General features: G+C 63.4%; 13 protein-coding genes and 1 tRNA gene. 8 read left to right on the plus strand and 6 right to left on the minus strand.

The window, feature by feature from the left end; translation table 11 throughout:
- Nucleotides 1-328: 328 nt before the first annotated feature.
- Nucleotides 329-411: transfer RNA gene (locus tag LPN03_RS10300), tRNA-Leu, on the minus strand.
- Between the two features lie 423 nt (nt 412-834).
- On the opposite strand from LPN03_RS10300, the gene LPN03_RS10305 reads away from it, so the two are divergent.
- From LPN03_RS10305 to pknB, 7 genes are all read left to right on the plus strand, one after another.
- A complete protein-coding gene (locus LPN03_RS10305; RefSeq protein ID WP_262454177.1) occupies nt 835-1,626 on the plus strand; it encodes an FhaA domain-containing protein in 792 nt (263 codons plus the stop codon).
- Nucleotides 1,623-2,108: an FHA domain-containing protein gene (locus LPN03_RS10310; protein ID WP_262454178.1), complete on the plus strand. Its 486-nt coding sequence runs from the start codon at nt 1,623-1,625 to the stop codon at nt 2,106-2,108. Before LPN03_RS10305 ends, LPN03_RS10310 begins: the two co-directional genes overlap by 4 nt.
- 2 nt (nt 2,109-2,110) lie before the next feature.
- Nucleotides 2,111-3,796, plus strand: a complete 1,686-nt coding sequence (locus LPN03_RS10315; RefSeq protein WP_262454179.1) for a PP2C family protein-serine/threonine phosphatase — start codon at nt 2,111-2,113, stop codon at nt 3,794-3,796.
- On the plus strand, nt 3,793-5,163 hold the full coding sequence (locus tag LPN03_RS10320) for an FtsW/RodA/SpoVE family cell cycle protein (protein ID WP_165182764.1): 1,371 nt from the start codon (nt 3,793-3,795) through the stop codon (nt 5,161-5,163). The genes LPN03_RS10315 and LPN03_RS10320 overlap by 4 nt, the downstream gene beginning before the upstream one ends.
- Nucleotides 5,160-6,614 carry a peptidoglycan D,D-transpeptidase FtsI family protein gene (locus LPN03_RS10325; RefSeq protein WP_165182763.1) on the plus strand — a complete coding sequence of 485 codons (1,455 nt, stop codon included), beginning with the start codon at nt 5,160-5,162 and terminating at the stop codon, nt 6,612-6,614. Before LPN03_RS10320 ends, LPN03_RS10325 begins: the two co-directional genes overlap by 4 nt.
- On the plus strand, nt 6,611-8,374 hold the full coding sequence (locus LPN03_RS10330; protein ID WP_262454180.1) for a protein kinase domain-containing protein: 1,764 nt from the start codon (nt 6,611-6,613) through the stop codon (nt 8,372-8,374). The genes LPN03_RS10325 and LPN03_RS10330 overlap by 4 nt, the downstream gene beginning before the upstream one ends.
- Nucleotides 8,375-8,436: 62 nt before the next feature.
- Nucleotides 8,437-10,365, plus strand: coding sequence for a Stk1 family PASTA domain-containing Ser/Thr kinase (gene pknB / locus LPN03_RS10335; RefSeq protein ID WP_262454181.1), 1,929 nt, complete (start codon nt 8,437-8,439; stop codon nt 10,363-10,365).
- Here the strand turns inward: pknB and LPN03_RS10340 are convergent.
- The 3 genes from LPN03_RS10340 to LPN03_RS10350 are packed head-to-tail and all read right to left on the minus strand — an operon-like array spanning nt 10,362 to nt 12,001.
- Nucleotides 10,362-11,000, minus strand: coding sequence for an anthranilate synthase component II (locus tag LPN03_RS10340; protein WP_262454182.1), 639 nt, complete (start codon nt 10,998-11,000; stop codon nt 10,362-10,364). The two genes, pknB and LPN03_RS10340, sit on opposite strands and share 4 nt — an antisense overlap.
- 5 nt (nt 11,001-11,005) lie before the next feature.
- The gene (locus LPN03_RS10345; protein WP_165182759.1) at nt 11,006-11,167 is read right to left on the minus strand and encodes a hypothetical protein; all 162 of its coding nucleotides are present in this window, start codon (nt 11,165-11,167) and stop codon (nt 11,006-11,008) included.
- 3 nt (nt 11,168-11,170) lie between these two features.
- Complete coding sequence (locus LPN03_RS10350; RefSeq protein WP_410468581.1) at nt 11,171-12,001, minus strand: class E sortase; 831 nt, start codon at nt 11,999-12,001, stop codon at nt 11,171-11,173.
- A 221-nt stretch (nt 12,002-12,222) separates the two neighbouring features.
- On the opposite strand from LPN03_RS10350, the gene LPN03_RS10355 reads away from it, so the two are divergent.
- Nucleotides 12,223-12,477: a cell division protein CrgA gene (locus LPN03_RS10355; RefSeq protein WP_165182758.1), complete on the plus strand. Its 255-nt coding sequence runs from the start codon at nt 12,223-12,225 to the stop codon at nt 12,475-12,477.
- A gap of 3 nt (nt 12,478-12,480) precedes the next feature.
- On the opposite strand, the gene LPN03_RS10360 is transcribed toward LPN03_RS10355, so the two are convergent.
- Entirely contained in the window at nt 12,481-12,774 is a 294-nt protein-coding gene (locus LPN03_RS10360; protein WP_165182757.1) for a hypothetical protein, read from the minus strand.
- A 650-nt stretch (nt 12,775-13,424) separates the two neighbouring features.
- Entirely contained in the window at nt 13,425-16,040 is a 2,616-nt protein-coding gene (locus tag LPN03_RS10365; protein ID WP_262454184.1) for a response regulator transcription factor, read from the minus strand.
- Between the last annotated feature and the right edge of the window lie 275 nt (nt 16,041-16,315).

Consider the following 16,315-nt stretch of genomic DNA (forward strand, 5'->3'; position numbering starts at 1 on the left):
CCGCCAAAACACCAGCAGAACCGGCATCAAAGAGGGGGGTTTTTCGCTTCCCCGCGAACCGGGGCAACTCGAAAAACAATACACACCTTTTCCCGGACACGCAACTTGGCCGGTTCCAGCCACTGCCTGAGGCCGCAAGTCGTGAGGATCCGCGGCGAAATCTAAGGATGCAGCAGGACAACGGCAAACCTTGACACCGGCCCTCGCCGATGTCCCGTGTCAGGATTGGGCCCAGGCGGCTGGGTAAGCCAAGGGGCGGTTGGGTAAACAGTCCCCGGAACGCAAAAATCCCCGATGAACCGAAGTCCACCGGGGATTTTTGAAAACGTGCGCGAGGGGGGATTTGAACCCCCACGCCCTTTCGGACACTGGCACCTGAAGCCAGCGCGTCTGCCGTTCCGCCACTCGCGCGTTTTCACTTGTTCACTGTTTCCCTTTCGGGTTTCAGTGGAACAGCGAGATCAAGCATATAGGACACTTTGCCAAAATGTCTAAACGACCCGCCTTGCCCTTCAAACACCACGCCAATCGACCCCTCGCCCCGGCGGTCGGCGGCGCGAAATCACACTGTTTACGCCTATCGGACACCCGGTTTGCGAAGATCATGCCGCGGTATGAAATGCATTGCCGAACTGCCTACTAATAAGGTTTTTCCAAGCCACGCCCAGTAGTATCGACTCTGTGGCGCGTTGCCCGCAGGCCGGACAACCACCGTGGCGTGCTTGTTTCACAGCAAGAACACGGGTGGCTCAAGAGCCTGGAGCAACAGCCTCAGGCCATGTGAGGGTGAACCGGTGCCATACTTGGGCACTGCGACTACGGAGAGGAGAACCGATGGGATTGTTTGACAACGTTGAGAAGGGCATTGAAAAGGCAGTTCGCGGTGCTTTTTCCCGTGGATCCAAGGTCTTGCAGCCAGTGGAAATGGCCAGCGCATTGCGGCGTGAGCTCGATGACAAGGCAATGACACTGGACGCCGGACGTACTCTCGCCCCCAACGTTTTCAACATCCAGCTGGGTGATTCAGACTTTGAACGTGCGCGCGCCTGGGGCGTGACCCTCGCCGAAGAATTGTGCGACGTGGTCATCAACCACTCCAGAAGCCAGGGCTATGTCCTGCAGGGACCGGTCCGCGTGGCCTTTAACCACCAGCCTGAGCTCCGATCTGGCCACTTCGAAATTGCCTCGGCCACGGAGAGAGAATCCGGCCAGGCGCCGGCAGGCCTCCCCGGGCAGCCACCCTCAAGGCCGCCGGCGGCTCCGGCCCATGCGCCCGCCCCCGTGTACAAACGCCAGGCCCCCGCCGCCAATCCGGCGCCGGCAGGCCAGCCTGTGCTGGACATTGACGGTCAAAGGTATTCGCTAAACGCCAGCTCCATCACCCTGGGCCGTTCATCCGAAGCGGACATCCTCATCGATGACACAGGCGTCTCTCGGAAACATCTGGAGATTCGCACGCGGGAGGGCGTCAGCACCGCCGTCGACCTTGGATCCACCAACGGCAGTTACGTCAATGGCCACCGCATACGCGGCAGCGCCGGACTGTCCGATGGAAACACCATCACCATGGGCCGCACCACCATCACGTTCCGCATCCTGCCGGCACGAAATGGCGGGCACACATGAACGATCTGAGCCTGACTGTCACCATCCTGCGCTTCGGATTTCTGATCTTGATGTGGGTCATGGTCTTCAGTGTGGTTGCCGCCATGCGCCGAGACCTGGTGATTGGCCGCAAGGCAAAGGTTGGGGCCCCCACGGCGCGCCAGGCCCGCAAACACCCTGAACTGGTGGAGGAAGCCCCGCCGGCCAAGGTACAGGCCCGCGAGCTTGTGGTCACCGAGGGCCCGTTGGCCGGAACCACGCTGGAATTGTCCGGCACCCCGATCCTTTTGGGCCGCGCACAGGAAGCCACCCTGGTCCTGGAGGACGACTACGCGTCCGGACGCCATGCCCGCCTGTTCCCGCAGGGGACCCGCTGGTTCATTGAAGACCTCGGCTCAACCAACGGCACATTCCTTGGTGGCACGCAATTGACCCGCGCCCTGCCCGTGGAGCTTGGGGTTCCGGTTCGGATCGGCAAAACGGTCATCGAATTGAGGCCGTAACCATGGCCGGAAACCCCCTGATTCTGCGCTATGCAGCCAGGTCGCATGTGGGCCTGGTCAGGGCCAAGAATGACGATTCGGCCTACGTTGGACGGTACCTGGCCGTTGTGGCGGATGGCATGGGCGGCCATGCCGGCGGCGACGTGGCCAGCGCCTCCACCGTGCTCGACCTGATCCACCTCGATCACGGCAACTACGGGAACGACGCCGGCACCCACCTCGCCGATGAAATCCAGACTGCGAATTCGCTGCTGTCCGAGCTGGTGCATGTCAACCCCAAGCTGGCGGGAATGGGCACCACCGTCACTGCCCTGCTCCTTGCGGGGGATCGCCTGGCCTACGCGCACATCGGCGACTCCCGTGCGTACCGGCTCAAGGACGGTGCCTTTGAGCAGATGAGCACGGACCACACCTTTGTGCAGCGGATGATCGATGAGGGCCGCATGACGGAGGCGGAGGCCGAGGTCCACCCGCACAAGAATGTGCTGATGCGCGTCCTGGGCGATGTGGATGCCTCCCCCGAGCTGGACCTTAAATACTTTGACGCCGAGCCTGGCGAACGCTGGCTGCTGTGCTCCGACGGGCTCAACTTCGTGCGTCACGAAGTCATTGAACAAGTCATTCGCACCACCAAGAACCTCGCGTCCGCTGCGGAAACCCTGATTGACCTCACCCTGGCTGCCGGCTCGCCGGACAATGTCACCGTGGTGGTCTTCGACGTTGCCGAATCCAGCCCGGACGACACCACCACTGCGGCGCTTGAGACAGTCGCTGCACTGCCCGTAGGTCCACTCAGCGTAGGCGGGGGTGAGGATGACGACTCCGCCGTCGAAGGTGAAGCCGGGGATTCCGACGGCGACGCCGGCTCTGAGGAGTCGGAAGGGGACGACGGCGACGCCCGGGCCGGTGCCCTCAAACACGGCGGTGAGCTGGATGTCCACATCAGCGAGGCGGCCGTCCGCCATGATTTGTCGCTGCGCCCCCATGAGTTGGTGGGCGCAGCGCTGACGGCCAATGCCGACGGCAAGATCCCGAAGCTGGCGCGCATTCCCGTCACCCAGCGCGCCGCGACCGTGCTGACCCACAAGCCCGAGGACACCGTGGGAACGGCCGCGGACGAGAATGAAGAATCCCTGCCACGGGTCCGTTACCGCTCCCTGGTGCTGGCAGTTGTTGGTTCACTTGCTGTCATAGCACTTGTTGCGGGCGGCTGGATTGCGTATTCGTGGACCCAAACCCAATATTTTGTGGGGGTGTCCCACGACAAGGTGGCCATATATCAGGGCGTTTCCCAAAACCTGGGACCAATTCCCCTCTCCCACCTCCAGCGGGAAACCACAGTGAAAGTTTCCTCGCTGCCGGAATACTCGCAGCAGCTGGTGGCCCGGACCATGCCCGCGCCTTCGCTTGACGCAGCCGAACAGATCATCAGTGACCTGCAGCTGGGCACGGGTTCCAGCACGCCGCCGTGCAACCTGGCGCCGTCCACTGCATCCCCAACCGCATCCGGCGGGCATACGCCGTTTTCCACTGTGGCACCGACCGCCAAGCCAACCGCCAAGCCAACGCCTTCCGCGTCGACAAAACCCGCATCGCCAGGGACCACCCATCCCTCCGGGGCAGCTACACATGCTGCATCGCCGACACCGACCCCAACAGCCACGTGCACCCCGGGAGGTGGACATTGAGCCAGCTCGCAACTGTTCCCAAGCCGCGCCGCAACATTGAACTGCTGCTTTTGGTCCTGGCACTCATTGTCGGCATTACGGCCAACGCCCTGGTCAACCTGAACCTTGGCAAGACGTTTGACAACGATTTCTACACCCAGTGTGTTGTGTTGACGGTGCTTTCCCTGGCCGTGCACATCTCCTTGCGCCTTCGGGCCAAATATGCCGATCCGGTCATATTGCCGGTGGTGGTTGCCTTGAACGGCATAGGTCTGGCAGTCATCCACCGGCTTGACATCACCTCCGGCGACACGGCCGGGCAGCGCCAATGGCTGTGGACGGGCTTGGCCGTTGCGGCAGCAGTGGCGGTGATCTGGGTGGTCAAGGACCACCGCATCCTGCGCCGCTACACGTACATTTCCCTGGCCCTTTCCGTCATCTTGCTGCTCATGCCCCTGGTGCCGGGCCTTTCAGCCGGCGATGTCAACGGTGCCACCGTCTGGATCAAACTGGGGCCGTTCACCTTTCAACCGGGTGAAATCGCCAAGATCACCCTTGCCATATTCTTTGCCGGGTACCTGTCTTCGAACCGAGACCTGATCCTGCTGGCCGGGCGGAAGATCGGCCCGCTGCAACTGCCGCGTGTCAAGGACCTGGCGCCCATGATCGTGGCCTGGCTTGCCAGCGTGGGCGTGCTGGTATTCCAGCATGACCTCGGCACCTCGGTGCTGTTTTTTGGCCTGTTCATGGTCATGATCTATGTGGCCACCAGCCGCATCAGCTGGATCTTCATCGGTCTGGTGCTGATCGCCGTCGGCGGCTTTGCGGCGTACCAGATCTTCCCGCATGTGGCGCGGCGGATCGACGTTTGGGTCCACGCCTTCGACCCCCAATACATTGGTGCCGCCGGCGGCAGCTACCAGGTGGTCCAGGGCCTGTTCGGCATGGCCAACGGTGGCCTGATTGGGACAGGCTTTGGTCAGGGTTCACCCCAGACCGTGCCGCTGGCCAACAGCGACATGATCATCGCCAGCATCGGCGAGGAACTGGGCCTGGTGGGGTTGTTCGCCGTCGTTTGCCTCTATGCGCTGTTGGTCGCCAGGGGGTTCCGCGCAGCCCTGGGCACCCGCGATGCGTTCGGAAAGCTGCTTGCCGTGGGCCTCGCCTTCGCCGTGGCGCTGCAATGCTTCGTGATCATTGGCGGGGTCACCCGGCTCATCCCCTTAACCGGTTTGACCACCCCCTTCCTGGCGGCGGGAGGGTCCTCGCTGCTGGCAAACTGGATCATTGTGGCCCTGATCCTGAAAATTTCAGATGCCGCCCGGAGACCCATCAACGTTTCCGCCGATTCCCCGCAGACCCCCCACCAGGAGGTGCAAACACCGTGAACCAAGCAATCCGCAATTCCTGGATCGTGGCCATCGCCTTGTTTGTGCTGCTTTTTGGCTCCATTTCCTATGTCCAGTTCTTTGCCGCCGATTCACTCAACAGCAATCCGAGCAACAACCGCCAATTGCTGGCGACCTTCTGCAACAACCGCGGCCCCATCCTGGTGGGAGGGCATCCCATTGCCGAATCCGTTGCCACGAATTCTGATTGCAAGTACCAGCGCAAATACAACGACCCCTACCTTTATGCCGGGCTCACCGGTTTCTTCAGCCTGAGCAACGGCCAGTACGGCATAGAGGCAGCCATGAAGGAACAGTTGGCCGGCACCAGCACCGACGCATTGTTTGAACGGATCTCCCAGGCGTTTACGGGCGCCACGCCGCAAGGCCGTTCCGTGGAACTGACCATCGACGCGAACCTCCAAAAGCTGGCGTACAGCATGATCCCGGACGGCGTCCCCGGATCGATTGTGGTCATGAATCCCAAGACCGGGGCGATCCTGGCCATGGTCTCCAAGCCGTCATACGACACCAACCTCATGGCCAGCCATGACAAGGAAACCGTGGCGAAGGCCTACGACAACCTGGTCGGCCAGCCCAACACCAACTTGTTTGGTTCCCCTGCCTTCAAGCAGCTGTACGCACCCGGCTCCGTGTTCAAGCTGATTGACACGGCGGCCGCCCTGGAGTCCGGCAAGTACAACAAGGACAGCGTGCTGCCCAACCCGGCGGAACTGGCGTTCCCGGGCATCAACTACACGCTGCCGAACTACCGGTACGGCCAATGCGACTCACAAAGCAAGGCGACGTTCACCTTTGCGCTGGAAAATTCGTGCAACACCCCGTTTGCCAGCATTGCCCTCAACCTGGGCCAGGACGCCATCACCAAGGAGGCGGAGAAGTTCGGCTTCAATGACTCCTCGGTGAAGATCCCCATCGGGGTGGAGACCAGCCGCTTCCCGGGCAGCAGCGGGACGCTGGACCAACCCGGCCTGGCCCAAAGTGCCATCGGCCAGCGTGACGTACAGGCGACCCCACTTGAAATTGCCATGATGACGGCGGCCATTGCCAACGGCGGCAAGCAGATGCAGCCCAACCTTGTCCAGACTGTCCGCACCCCCGACCTGCAGACGGTGCAGAGCTTGACTCCCCAGGTCCTGCGCCAGTCCACCACCCCCGAAGTTGCCAAGCAAATCACCGACTGGATGGTCAGTGTGGTGGACAACGGCATCGCTTCCGGGGCTGCCGTGCCGGGTGTGAAGGTGGCGGGGAAGACGGGAACCGCGGAGGTTGCCAACAATTTGAACAACGCATGGTTCACCGGTTTCGCACCGGCCGACGATCCGCAGGTGGTGGTCACCATAGTGATGCCCAATGTGGACGTCGTCACCGGAGCACAATTAACAAGTCCAAACGCAAGCAAACTCTTCAAGGCGGTGTTGAAAAAGTGAGGCCTACATCAGGAATCACCTTAGGCGGCAGATTCCAACTCACCTCACGCATTGCCATCGGCGGCATGGGAGAAGTCTGGAAGGCCCAGGACCTGGTCCTGGGCCGAATAGTGGCCATTAAGATCCTCAAAGACGAATACACTGGGGACCCGGGTTTCCGGGCCCGCTTCCGTGCGGAGGCCAAGCACACGGCACTGCTAAACCACGTGGGCATCGCCAACGTCTTTGACTACGGCGAAGAGGACGGTTCCGCCTACCTCGTCATGGAACTTGTTCCCGGCGAGCCCCTGTCCGCGCTGATCGAACGCGAACATGTGCTCTCCGCCGACTGGACACTGTCAATGATCGCCCAAACAGCCCGGGCCCTGGCCGTGGCTCACGCCCAGGGCCTGGTGCACCGTGACGTGAAGCCAGGCAACCTGCTCATCACCCCGGAAAACCGCGTAAAGATCACGGACTTCGGCATTGCGCGCCTTGCCGACCAGGTGCCGCTGACGCAGACGGGCCAGGTCATGGGCACCGCCCAGTACCTGGCGCCGGAACAGGCCACCGGGCAGGTGGCTACGGGGTCCAGCGACATATATTCCCTGGGCGTTATAGGTTATGAGTGCATCACCGGCCACCGCCCCTTCTCGGGCGAATCCCAGATTGCCATTGCCCTGGCCCAGGTCAATGACGCCCCGCCGCCACTGCCGGACACGCTTCCCACCCCGGTGCGCGCCCTGCTGATGTCCATGCTGGCCAAGGACCCGGGCAACCGCCCCGCGAATGCCTTGAAGCTGGCCGAAGCTGCGGAGGCCATCCGCACCGGGGACATCAAGGCGGCCCACGCCGCGGTCCCCGGCATGCTGCTCTTCGAGTCCACCACCGGGCCCATCACGGCCCCAGTGGACATCGATGGCACAGCGGCGACCACTGTCGTTGCGAATGTTGCCGAGCCAAGCACGACGGCGCTGCCCACCGTGGTTGCCGACGTCGCCCCTGCCGCGGCACAGCCTACCCGGGCCGAGATGCTCGGTGCCGAACGCCCCTGGGACGAGCAGGACCCCTTACTGGCGGGCTTTGACTCGGAGGAAGCTCCGCCGGAGCCGGCCAAGCGCGGCCGCAGCCCGTGGACCTGGCCCGCCGTCGCCTTGATTGCACTTCTCCTCTTTGCCGTCATTGCGCTGCTGCTGCAAAGTTGGGGGGTGTTTGGTTCCAACCCGGCCCCCGGGCCCACGGCAACCACGTCGGCGCCGACATCGGCCACTGCCACGGAAACCACCCCGTCGGCAACGCCGAGCGAATCCGCCACGCCCAGCGAGACCCCGTCAGCCACACCCACGGCGGTGACGGTGTTCGCGGACCAGTACCTTGGACAGCCATACGACGCGGTGCGCAGCGCCCTGGAAAAAATGGGCTTGAAAGTGACCCGGGCCCCGGACGCGTTCAGCCAGAAGGTTGCCGCCGGGGACGTCACCGACCTGACCCCCACTGGTCCGCTGGCACCCGGCAGCGTGGTGACGGTGACCGTCTCGAAGGGCCAGGACCTGATCACGGTGCCGTCCTCTGCAGGCGTCAGCGCCAATGCCTATGACAAGGCCCTGACCGACGCCGGACTCCAGCCCGCGCGGGTTGACGAGGCCTCCAGCTCGGTCACCCCGGGCGACGTGATCCGGACGAACCCGGTGGCGGGCACCCAAGTGGCCAGGGGCTCGATCGTGACCTACTACGTATCCACCGGACCCGCCCCGTCCGCCACCGCAACGCCCACCCCGTAAACCTTCCGCCCGCACCCCGCAGCATCACCCACCATCCACCGAACAGAAAGGACCAAGGCACCATGAGTGTTCCCCGCGTCCTGAATGGACGGTACGAAATGGGCGTGCTGCTGGGCCGCGGCGGCATGGCGGACGTCTACATGGCCAAGGACACCCTGCTGGGCCGGACCGTGGCCATCAAGCTGCTCCGTGGCGACGTGGCCCGGGACGCCCAGCTCCAGGCCCGGTTCCGCAGGGAAGCCCAGGCGGTGGCGGGGCTGAACCACCCGTCAATCGTTGCCGTGTATGACACCGGCGAGCATGTCAGCGACGACCCCCTTCGCGACGGCGCCACGCTTCCCTACATCGTCATGGAATTCGTGGACGGCAAGACGCTGCGTGAGTTGGTCCGCGAGGACGCCATCAGCATCAACCAGGCCATTGATTTCACCCAGGGGGTGCTGGCCGCCCTCGAGTACAGCCACCGCGCCGGCATAGTCCACAGGGACATCAAGCCGGCCAACGTGATGGTCACGGCGGATGAGCAGGGCACACTGCACGACGTCAAGGTCATGGACTTTGGCATTGCCCGCACCATTTCCGATTCGGCCGCAACCATGACCCAGACACAAACTGTCATGGGCACGGCACAGTACCTTTCCCCGGAGCAGGCGCGCGGGGAAACGGTGGATGCCCGCAGCGACCTCTATTCAGCCGCCTGCCTGTTCTACGAAATGCTGGCTGGCCGGCCGCCGTTCACCGGCGATTCGCCCGTTTCCGTGGCGTACCAGCACGTCCGCGAGGTGCCTCCGGCGCCGAGTTCCTTCAATCCCGAGATTTCCCCGGCCCTGGACAGCGTGCTGCTGCGGGCCCTGCAAAAGGACCGGCAGCACCGCTTTCAGGATGCCGCATCCTTTCGCCGTGCGCTAAGGGCCGCCCGCACCGGAGTCCTGTTGGCCCCCGCCGCTGCAACGTCCGCCAACACCGACCCCCTGGCCACGGTGGCGGCAGTGCCCGCGCCCGCCGCCGTCGAGCCCGTGTTGGCGCCGGACCCGGCCCCGGTAATGGACGACGGCGGCCCGGCCACCCGTGCCATGGCGAAGGTTTTGGCCGGGGGTCCGCTGACCACCTACGACGGCGGAGTCCCCGAGGAACCCCTGGGTCCGGACCGTGCCACCAAGCGCCGGCGCCGGGCCTGGACCACCATCTTGTTTGTCTTTCTGGCGATCATCCTGGCCGGGGGCGCCCTGGTGGGGTGGAACCTGCTCAACGCCAAGCCGCCTGCGCCCGTCCAGGTAAGCGTGCCACAGGTGGCTGGTTTCAGCGAGGAGGACGCCATGGCCAAGCTCAGCGCCCTGGGCCTGGAACCGCGCCACGCGGAGGAATATTCCAGCACGGTCCAGGCCCAGCTGGTTATCCGCACGGACCCTCCCGCGAATGCCCTGGTCAACGAACACTCCACGGTTGACGTGGTGGTGTCGAAGGGGCCGTCCGAGGTCACGATGCCCAAGGATGTTGCAGGCAAGACCGAGGCGGAGGTCAGGAGTGAACTGCAGGCGCTGGGCCTGGGATTCAAGCCAAACCAGTTTGTCGACAGCGGCCAGATCCAGTCCACGTTGGTGGTGGGAACCGATCCTGATCCGGGCAAGACCGTGCCGGTGGGGACCGAGGTCACCCTGAAAATTTCCAGCGGCAATGTTGCCATGCCGTCACTCTTTGACCTGACCAAGGATCCTGCCAAGGTCAGGGAGGTTGTCACCGCCGCGCTGGCGAAGGTGTCGCCGTTCCTTCAGGTGAGGTTCGAGGAGGCCGAGAACGCCGCCGTGACCCCCGGCATGGTGACCCGTCAGTCCGAGGCTGCCGGCACCGAAGTCCCGCAACGGACCACGGTGGTTGTCACGCTGGCCAAGGCCCCGCCAAGCCCGCCGGCCACACCGTCGCCCACCCCCACACCGAAGCCCACGGCCACCGCCACGGCCACGGACCAGCCGACGGCACCACCCAACGGTTAGTTATTGATGAGCGGGCTCAGTGTGGCAGCCTTCGCCGCAGCGCCCTTCAGGCCCACGGATTCCAACCAGTTGCCCACCATTTGGTAGCCCCCCTCGGTCAGCACCGATTCAGGGTGGAATTGCACCCCGCACAGGGGCGCGTTCTTGTGGGCCAGTCCCATGACCACGCCGTCGGCCGTTTCAGCCGTCACTTCCAGGACCTCCGGAATACTGGCCGGCACGGCAGCCAGTGAATGGTAGCGGGTTGCCGTGACAGGGCTGGGCAGCCCGGCAAACACCCCGTCGCCGTGGTGGTGGACCAGGCTTGTCTTGCCGTGCATGAGCTGTTCGGCGTGCGTGACCACGCCGCCGTAGGCCTCGGCAAGGGCCTGGTGGCCCAGGCACACGCCCAGCATGGGCTTGAGGCTGTCGCCGCACCACTTGATCAACTCAATGCACACTCCGGCCTCCGCAGGCGTGCCGGGGCCGGGGGAGACCAAAACCCCGTCACGCGCGGCCGCGAGCTCAATCGCCTCGGCCAGCGTGACGTCGTCGTTCCTGATGACAGTTGTTTCGGCACCCAACTGCTGCAGGTAGCCAACCAGCGTGTAAACAAAGCTGTCGTAGTTGTCGATCACCAATATGCGTGTGGTCATGGGGTTTAGTTCCCACCAATCGTTGAATCATTTATGGGGTTGAACTGGCTGAACCAGGGGAAGACAAACTGCATCAGCACCAGTACGGCGGCGGCAATAAACAGTGCGGCAGTGAGGATGCGGAACCAAAGCGGGCCCGGAAGGTGGCGGAAGATCCATCCGTACATGGCTTAGCCTTTCGACTTGTTGGCGGCGACCTGGGCGGCGATGGCTGCCGGCGGGCCGGCGCTGGCGGGCTGCCACGATTCCATGACGGCGTAGGCAATGATGCGTTCCTGCGTGCCAAACCGGGGGTTGCAACTGGTCAGGGTCATAAAACGCTGCGTGGGCTTGGCGTTCTTTTGCGTGGGAACGGGCAACAAAACATCGCCCTGCGTCGGCAGCACAATCTGGTCATTGCGGAAAACGTACGTGTAGTAGCCGTCCTTCGTCTGCACGTAGATCTTGTCGCCGGGCACCAGCGTGTCAATGGCGTCCAGGACGGCGCCGTGGGTCTGGCGGTGGCCCGCCACGGCAAAGTTCCCAATGCCACCGGGCATCGTGGAGGACTCGTAGCGGCCCAGTCCCAGGGTGTCCAGCTGTGCGCGGGCCACGCCGTCCACCAGGGGCCGGCTGTAGTCCTTTCCGAACCGGGGGATGTAGGCGACGCCAAAGACTTCACCCGGCGAGTTGATGGCCGGCATCACCACTGGCGGCCCGTAATTCTTGGGCGGAGTCCCCGGGGGCTGTGGCGCGGCTGGTGTCACCGGTCCCTGAAAGTTCCTGGCGAACTGCGACACCGCGTTTTGTTGCGTGTTGCCGGCGTCTATGTTGGTCCACCACAATTCCCACACCACAAAGAGCAGCACCACCACGCCAGCGGTGATGAGCAGTTCACCCGCGAGCTGAATGAGTGTCCGGACAAAACCTCGTCTGGTCCGGGCGGCCCGCGCCCGCTTGCGGTTGCGTGCCTGCCGGGACCGGGCTGCCTTGTTCCCAGCGAGCAGTTCATCCACGCCCAGGGGGGCATCAACGTGCCCTGGCGATCGAACCACGCTGGGATCCTCCTGAATGCGTCGGGTAGGGCGTGCAGACTGCGGGTGCACTATTTACAGCTAGAATTACGTCAACAATACCGGCAGTTCAGTACCAGCTACATTTTACCGTTCGACAGCGCGTAATGGACCGCCTGCCCTGCACCGGCTGCGCCGCTGCCCCCGTTCGAGAAGCCAAGGAGCTCCAAGTGCCCGAGTCAAAACCGCGTCGCCGTCCCGCCAAGGGCCCGTCAGAGACGCCGTCTTCCAAGGCACAAAAGCCCAACGCCGTCTGGTTCCTGCCCCTGATGGTCACCTTGATGCTGGTGGGGCTGTTCTGGATCATCGTGTACTACATCTCGAACGGCGCATACCCCCTTCCGGGGGTCAACAACTGGAACATCGGCATCGGCTTCGCCATTGCCCTGGCGGGGTTCATGATGACCACCCGGTGGCGCAGCTAGGATTCAGTCGCCGGCCCCGCCGGCCTCCCCGTAGTCCCCGGTGATGTACTCACCTTTGGGGTCCTTGTCGTCGTGCCCCGGCACATCCCCAGCCGTCCCGTAGTCCGCCTCCACGAAACGGCCCTCGGCAGCCTCCGGGTCTGCTCCTTCAGTGCCTCCGCGGCCGTAATCGCCCTCCGTGTACTGGCCTTGCGATTCGGTGGCGTGGTGTCCGGGTTCCGTACCGGCCTTCCCGTATGCCCCCTGGACGTACCGTCCGCGGTCTGTTCCACGGTCCTGGGCTTGATCTTCGGCCATTGTTCGCTCCGCCTTTCGCAGCTCGTTTTCAGCGGCCCCAGCGGCTGCTTCCCTGCCCTGCGTATCTTTCAGTCTAGGCTCGTGCCCACACTTTAGACAGGGGGGGCGACGAGCCCCTCCCTGGCAGTCCTGCCGTCCAAGTCGCCATGGAAACACAAAAGCCCTCACCGGGGGAGGGTGAGGGCTTTTGCTCCTAACTCAGTGGCAGTCAGCTGGGGGACTATGCTGCCACTCGTTCCCTAGGGCAAATTCGGCTCTAGAGAATACTTTCCCTGCGAAGGGAACACACGGAGCATGCAACTGGGACTGGGGCTGAAGGACCGGCTGGTCCAAGGAGGCCGTCACCCTCTCCAAGGTGTCTGCAAAGACAACATTCCGAACGGGGCTATTGGAGAGGATGGCCATGTCGGGGATCGCAACCCCGACCATGGTCATGGGCATGCTTCCGCAATAAGGATTGCCGCCCAAGTGGCTCGACGCCGGACGCGGCGACCACATTGAAACATTCATGAAGCACCCCCAGTAATAGTTCCGGTGCACACTTTCGTGTTCCCTAAGGCTAGGAAGCGCCGGGACACAATTCCCGAGTGGCGACCACTCTAATTTCCCGGGCCCTCCACTCAGTCAGGGACCCAGCTACGTGTTTCAGGTCAGCGCTGCAGGTGAATGGCCGCAGTGTTGGCAGCGTCATTGTTCATCAGCTCAGCCAGCTGTTCCCTGGACTGAAGGTCAAGCTTGATGAAGGTCCGGTACAGGTGGCCCTCAATGGTGCGCAGCGAAACGTTCAGCCTGGCGGCGATGGCATTGTTGGATTCGCCCCGCGCCACCAGCACGGCAACCTCGTGCTCGCGGCGGGTCATTTGCGGCCGGTCCACGCTGTTGAACACCAGGGCGGCCAGCCCTGGCATCTGCTCGCGCATCAGCACCAGCTTGCTGGCAGTCTTGCGGCTCTTGTGCACCTTGCCCCGGTCATGGAACTTCTTCTGGGCCTGGGCTGCCAGCTCCACTGCAGTGAGTTCATAACCGTATTCCATGGCCATGGCACTGGCCTTGTCCAACATGACAGGGTCCTGTGTGCGCAAGGCCTCGGCCCAGCTCTGGAAGAACGGGGCGCCCTTGGATTCCAGCTTTTTCGCCACGTCACCGAGCCGAGGGACCACGCCGGACTCGCCGACTCGGACCAACAGCGACAATACGGTCAATTCCGTCCCGGCATAGCCTGATTCCTGGCACTCGTGCAGGATGTCGTACAGGTCCTTGACGCCGCGTTCGCGCTCACCTGCCAAGCTCCGGGCAGCGGCGGCGTAGGCCAGTCCTTCGAGGGCGTAAAACTTGCTGCCGCGATAATCGAGGGCATCAAGCCGGTCCAGGGGCAGCTGTGCCCCTTCAATATCCCCATGCATGACCCGGCAGTAGGCCATGAGTCCCAGAGCGGTGTGGAGGACCAGCCAGGGATCGTAGTCGGACAGTGTTCCAACAGCGGGGATCAGCAGGGACAGTGCCTCGTCAATGTGCCCGCGGCGGCAGTGCATCATGGCCTCGCCCAAGTCGCGCAGGCCGCCCGAGGACAGCATCAGGTCGGGGTTGGTAAAGATCTGCGGTTCGAGCATTTTCGCCGCGGTGACCCAGTCGCCGTCGTAGATGAAGGCTGAAACGCTCCGGGCATACGCCAAAATGGAGATGTCTGGCCGGGGAAAGCCTTCAGGGCTTTCCAGTTCCCCAATGACCGCGAATGCCATCTCTGCTGCCGAGCCGATGCGCCCGATGGTTGAGTAGACCTCGCACAGCAGCGACTTCAGCTGCGTCTGGTCCACCCTGTTGGCCGTCATGGGGTGGTCCAGCAGCGCCAGGGTCCGTTCAAGTGCCGCCGTGCTGTTGCCAAGGGTCAAGTCGCGCATGGCCTGGAGCGTCAAAACATCAATGTCGGCACGGGTGGACGGGTTGGCCAGGCTAACCTCGCCAAATTTGTCCTCATAGCTGCGCAGAGCCGATGCGAAGTGCACCTCATAATTGTGGTCCGGAAGAAACGCGAAGTGGGCGGCCCGCAAGGCGGCAGCGCCGTCGTCGGGCGTCACTGCCATTTCCAGGCTCTTGAGGGCAAGTGTGCAAGCCTGTGCAGCCCAGCTGTGGTTCAGGTGGGCAATGGAGCGCTGCGCCAGCAACGCGCCGGCGTGGGCCGGCCCCACATGGAGGCTGCTGATCTGAAGGGCTTCCGGCAGGCGCATCATTTCATTGGCCCGCGTGGCCGCGGCCAAAATCTGTTCATCGCTCACCGCGGCTCCGCAGTCAACTGCCCACCGGGTGAAGTTGATGAGCATGTCCGAACTGGTGCCGCCGTCGGGCACGAAAACCTCGGACACTTCGGCAAGGAGACGGCGGCTGCGTCCCACGGGAATCATCCGCCGGATGGGCCCCGCCGTGGCAGGCCGGGACAGGCACATGGTCATGGTGGAACCTGGGACTATGGCCACCAGGTCCCGCTGTTGGATGTCATCGACTGACTCGGAATCGGTCACGTCCAGCAAAATGTCCAGGGGCAGCGGGCCGGCCAGGGCCAGGATCTCGATGATGCGCCGCGACTCGGGTCCAAGGTACTCCAGGTCCATCTGCAGGTAGTCCCGGGATTCGGATCCCAGCTTGTCCCCGGGGTGGTCCAGCGTCCACACGCCTTCGACCTTTCGCAGGGACCCTTCCTCCAGGGCCCCCGACACCAGCCCCTTCAGGACCAGCGGATTTCCGGCGGACCTGCTCGAGAGGTAGTGGGCGGCCGACGCGGCCACCTGGCCGTCCAGAACATCTTCAAGAAACAGCCTGACATCGCTGCTCTTGAGCGGCGCCATTTCAAATCGGGCCAGATACCCGTCCCGCCACAGCTCCCGCAGGTAGGTGCGGTGGCTTCCCGGCTGGTCCACCACGATGAGCTTGGTGTCGGTTGACATGATGACCTGCATGATGACGGCGGCACTTTGCTCATCCAGGTATTCGCCATTGTCCACCATGAGGAACACGTTTTCTGACTTTTCAAATCCGCTGCGGACTTGATCCAGCAGCCCATTGAGGACTTCGTAGTAGTCGGTGCTGCGCGCCAGGTTCATGCCAACCCTCGCGTTGACCGCCCCAAAGGGAACAGACGAAAGGGCCTTGCTTGGGGAGAGCCTTATGGTGGTTGCGCCGGAGCCGAGGGCTGCTACGACCTGGCCCAGCATCCACGTCTTGCCGGCACCGTGCTGTCCCACAACAAGGACGCCCCGCGACGAGGCATCCATCAATTGCGCAACAATGTCTCCAACGTTAGCCCGGCGAGCCACAGTACCCCATTCCCCATATGCCGCCGCAGCAGAACGAACCGCCAACAGCGAGACCAAGTGCTGCCTGGACGCGAAGTGGCGCCATGGCAGGATGACCACTTGGCCTTAGTCTATGGAATGACCCGCCGTTCGTCGACGATTCGCAGCCATTTGTCCACCAAAGGTGAAAAGGCTGTCAACGATGCCGCACTCGGCCCGGGATGGTAGGGGGGTATCCCCACGCGGCAGTTGCC

It is taken from the genome of Arthrobacter sp. A2-55, from assembly GCF_025548615.1.
Classification (GTDB): domain Bacteria; phylum Actinomycetota; class Actinomycetes; order Actinomycetales; family Micrococcaceae; genus Specibacter; species Specibacter silviterrae.

Bases quoted from the DNA above. Each gene is read 5' to 3' on its own strand.
- LPN03_RS10365 (WP_262454184.1), bottom strand. From the start codon at position 16,040: ATGGATGCCTCGTCGCGGGGCGTCCTTGTTGTGGGACAGCACGGTGCC.
- LPN03_RS10360 (WP_165182757.1), bottom strand. From the start codon at position 12,774: ATGGCCGAAGATCAAGCCCAGGACCGTGGAACAGACCGCGGACGGTAC.
- LPN03_RS10315 (WP_262454179.1), top strand. From the start codon at position 2,111: ATGGCCGGAAACCCCCTGATTCTGCGCTATGCAGCCAGGTCGCATGTG.
- LPN03_RS10345 (WP_165182759.1), bottom strand. From the start codon at position 11,167: ATGTACGGATGGATCTTCCGCCACCTTCCGGGCCCGCTTTGGTTCCGC.
- LPN03_RS10310 (WP_262454178.1), top strand. From the start codon at position 1,623: ATGAACGATCTGAGCCTGACTGTCACCATCCTGCGCTTCGGATTTCTG.
- LPN03_RS10305 (WP_262454177.1), top strand. From the start codon at position 835: ATGGGATTGTTTGACAACGTTGAGAAGGGCATTGAAAAGGCAGTTCGC.
- LPN03_RS10340 (WP_262454182.1), bottom strand. From the start codon at position 11,000: ATGACCACACGCATATTGGTGATCGACAACTACGACAGCTTTGTTTAC.
- pknB (WP_262454181.1), top strand. From the start codon at position 8,437: ATGAGTGTTCCCCGCGTCCTGAATGGACGGTACGAAATGGGCGTGCTG.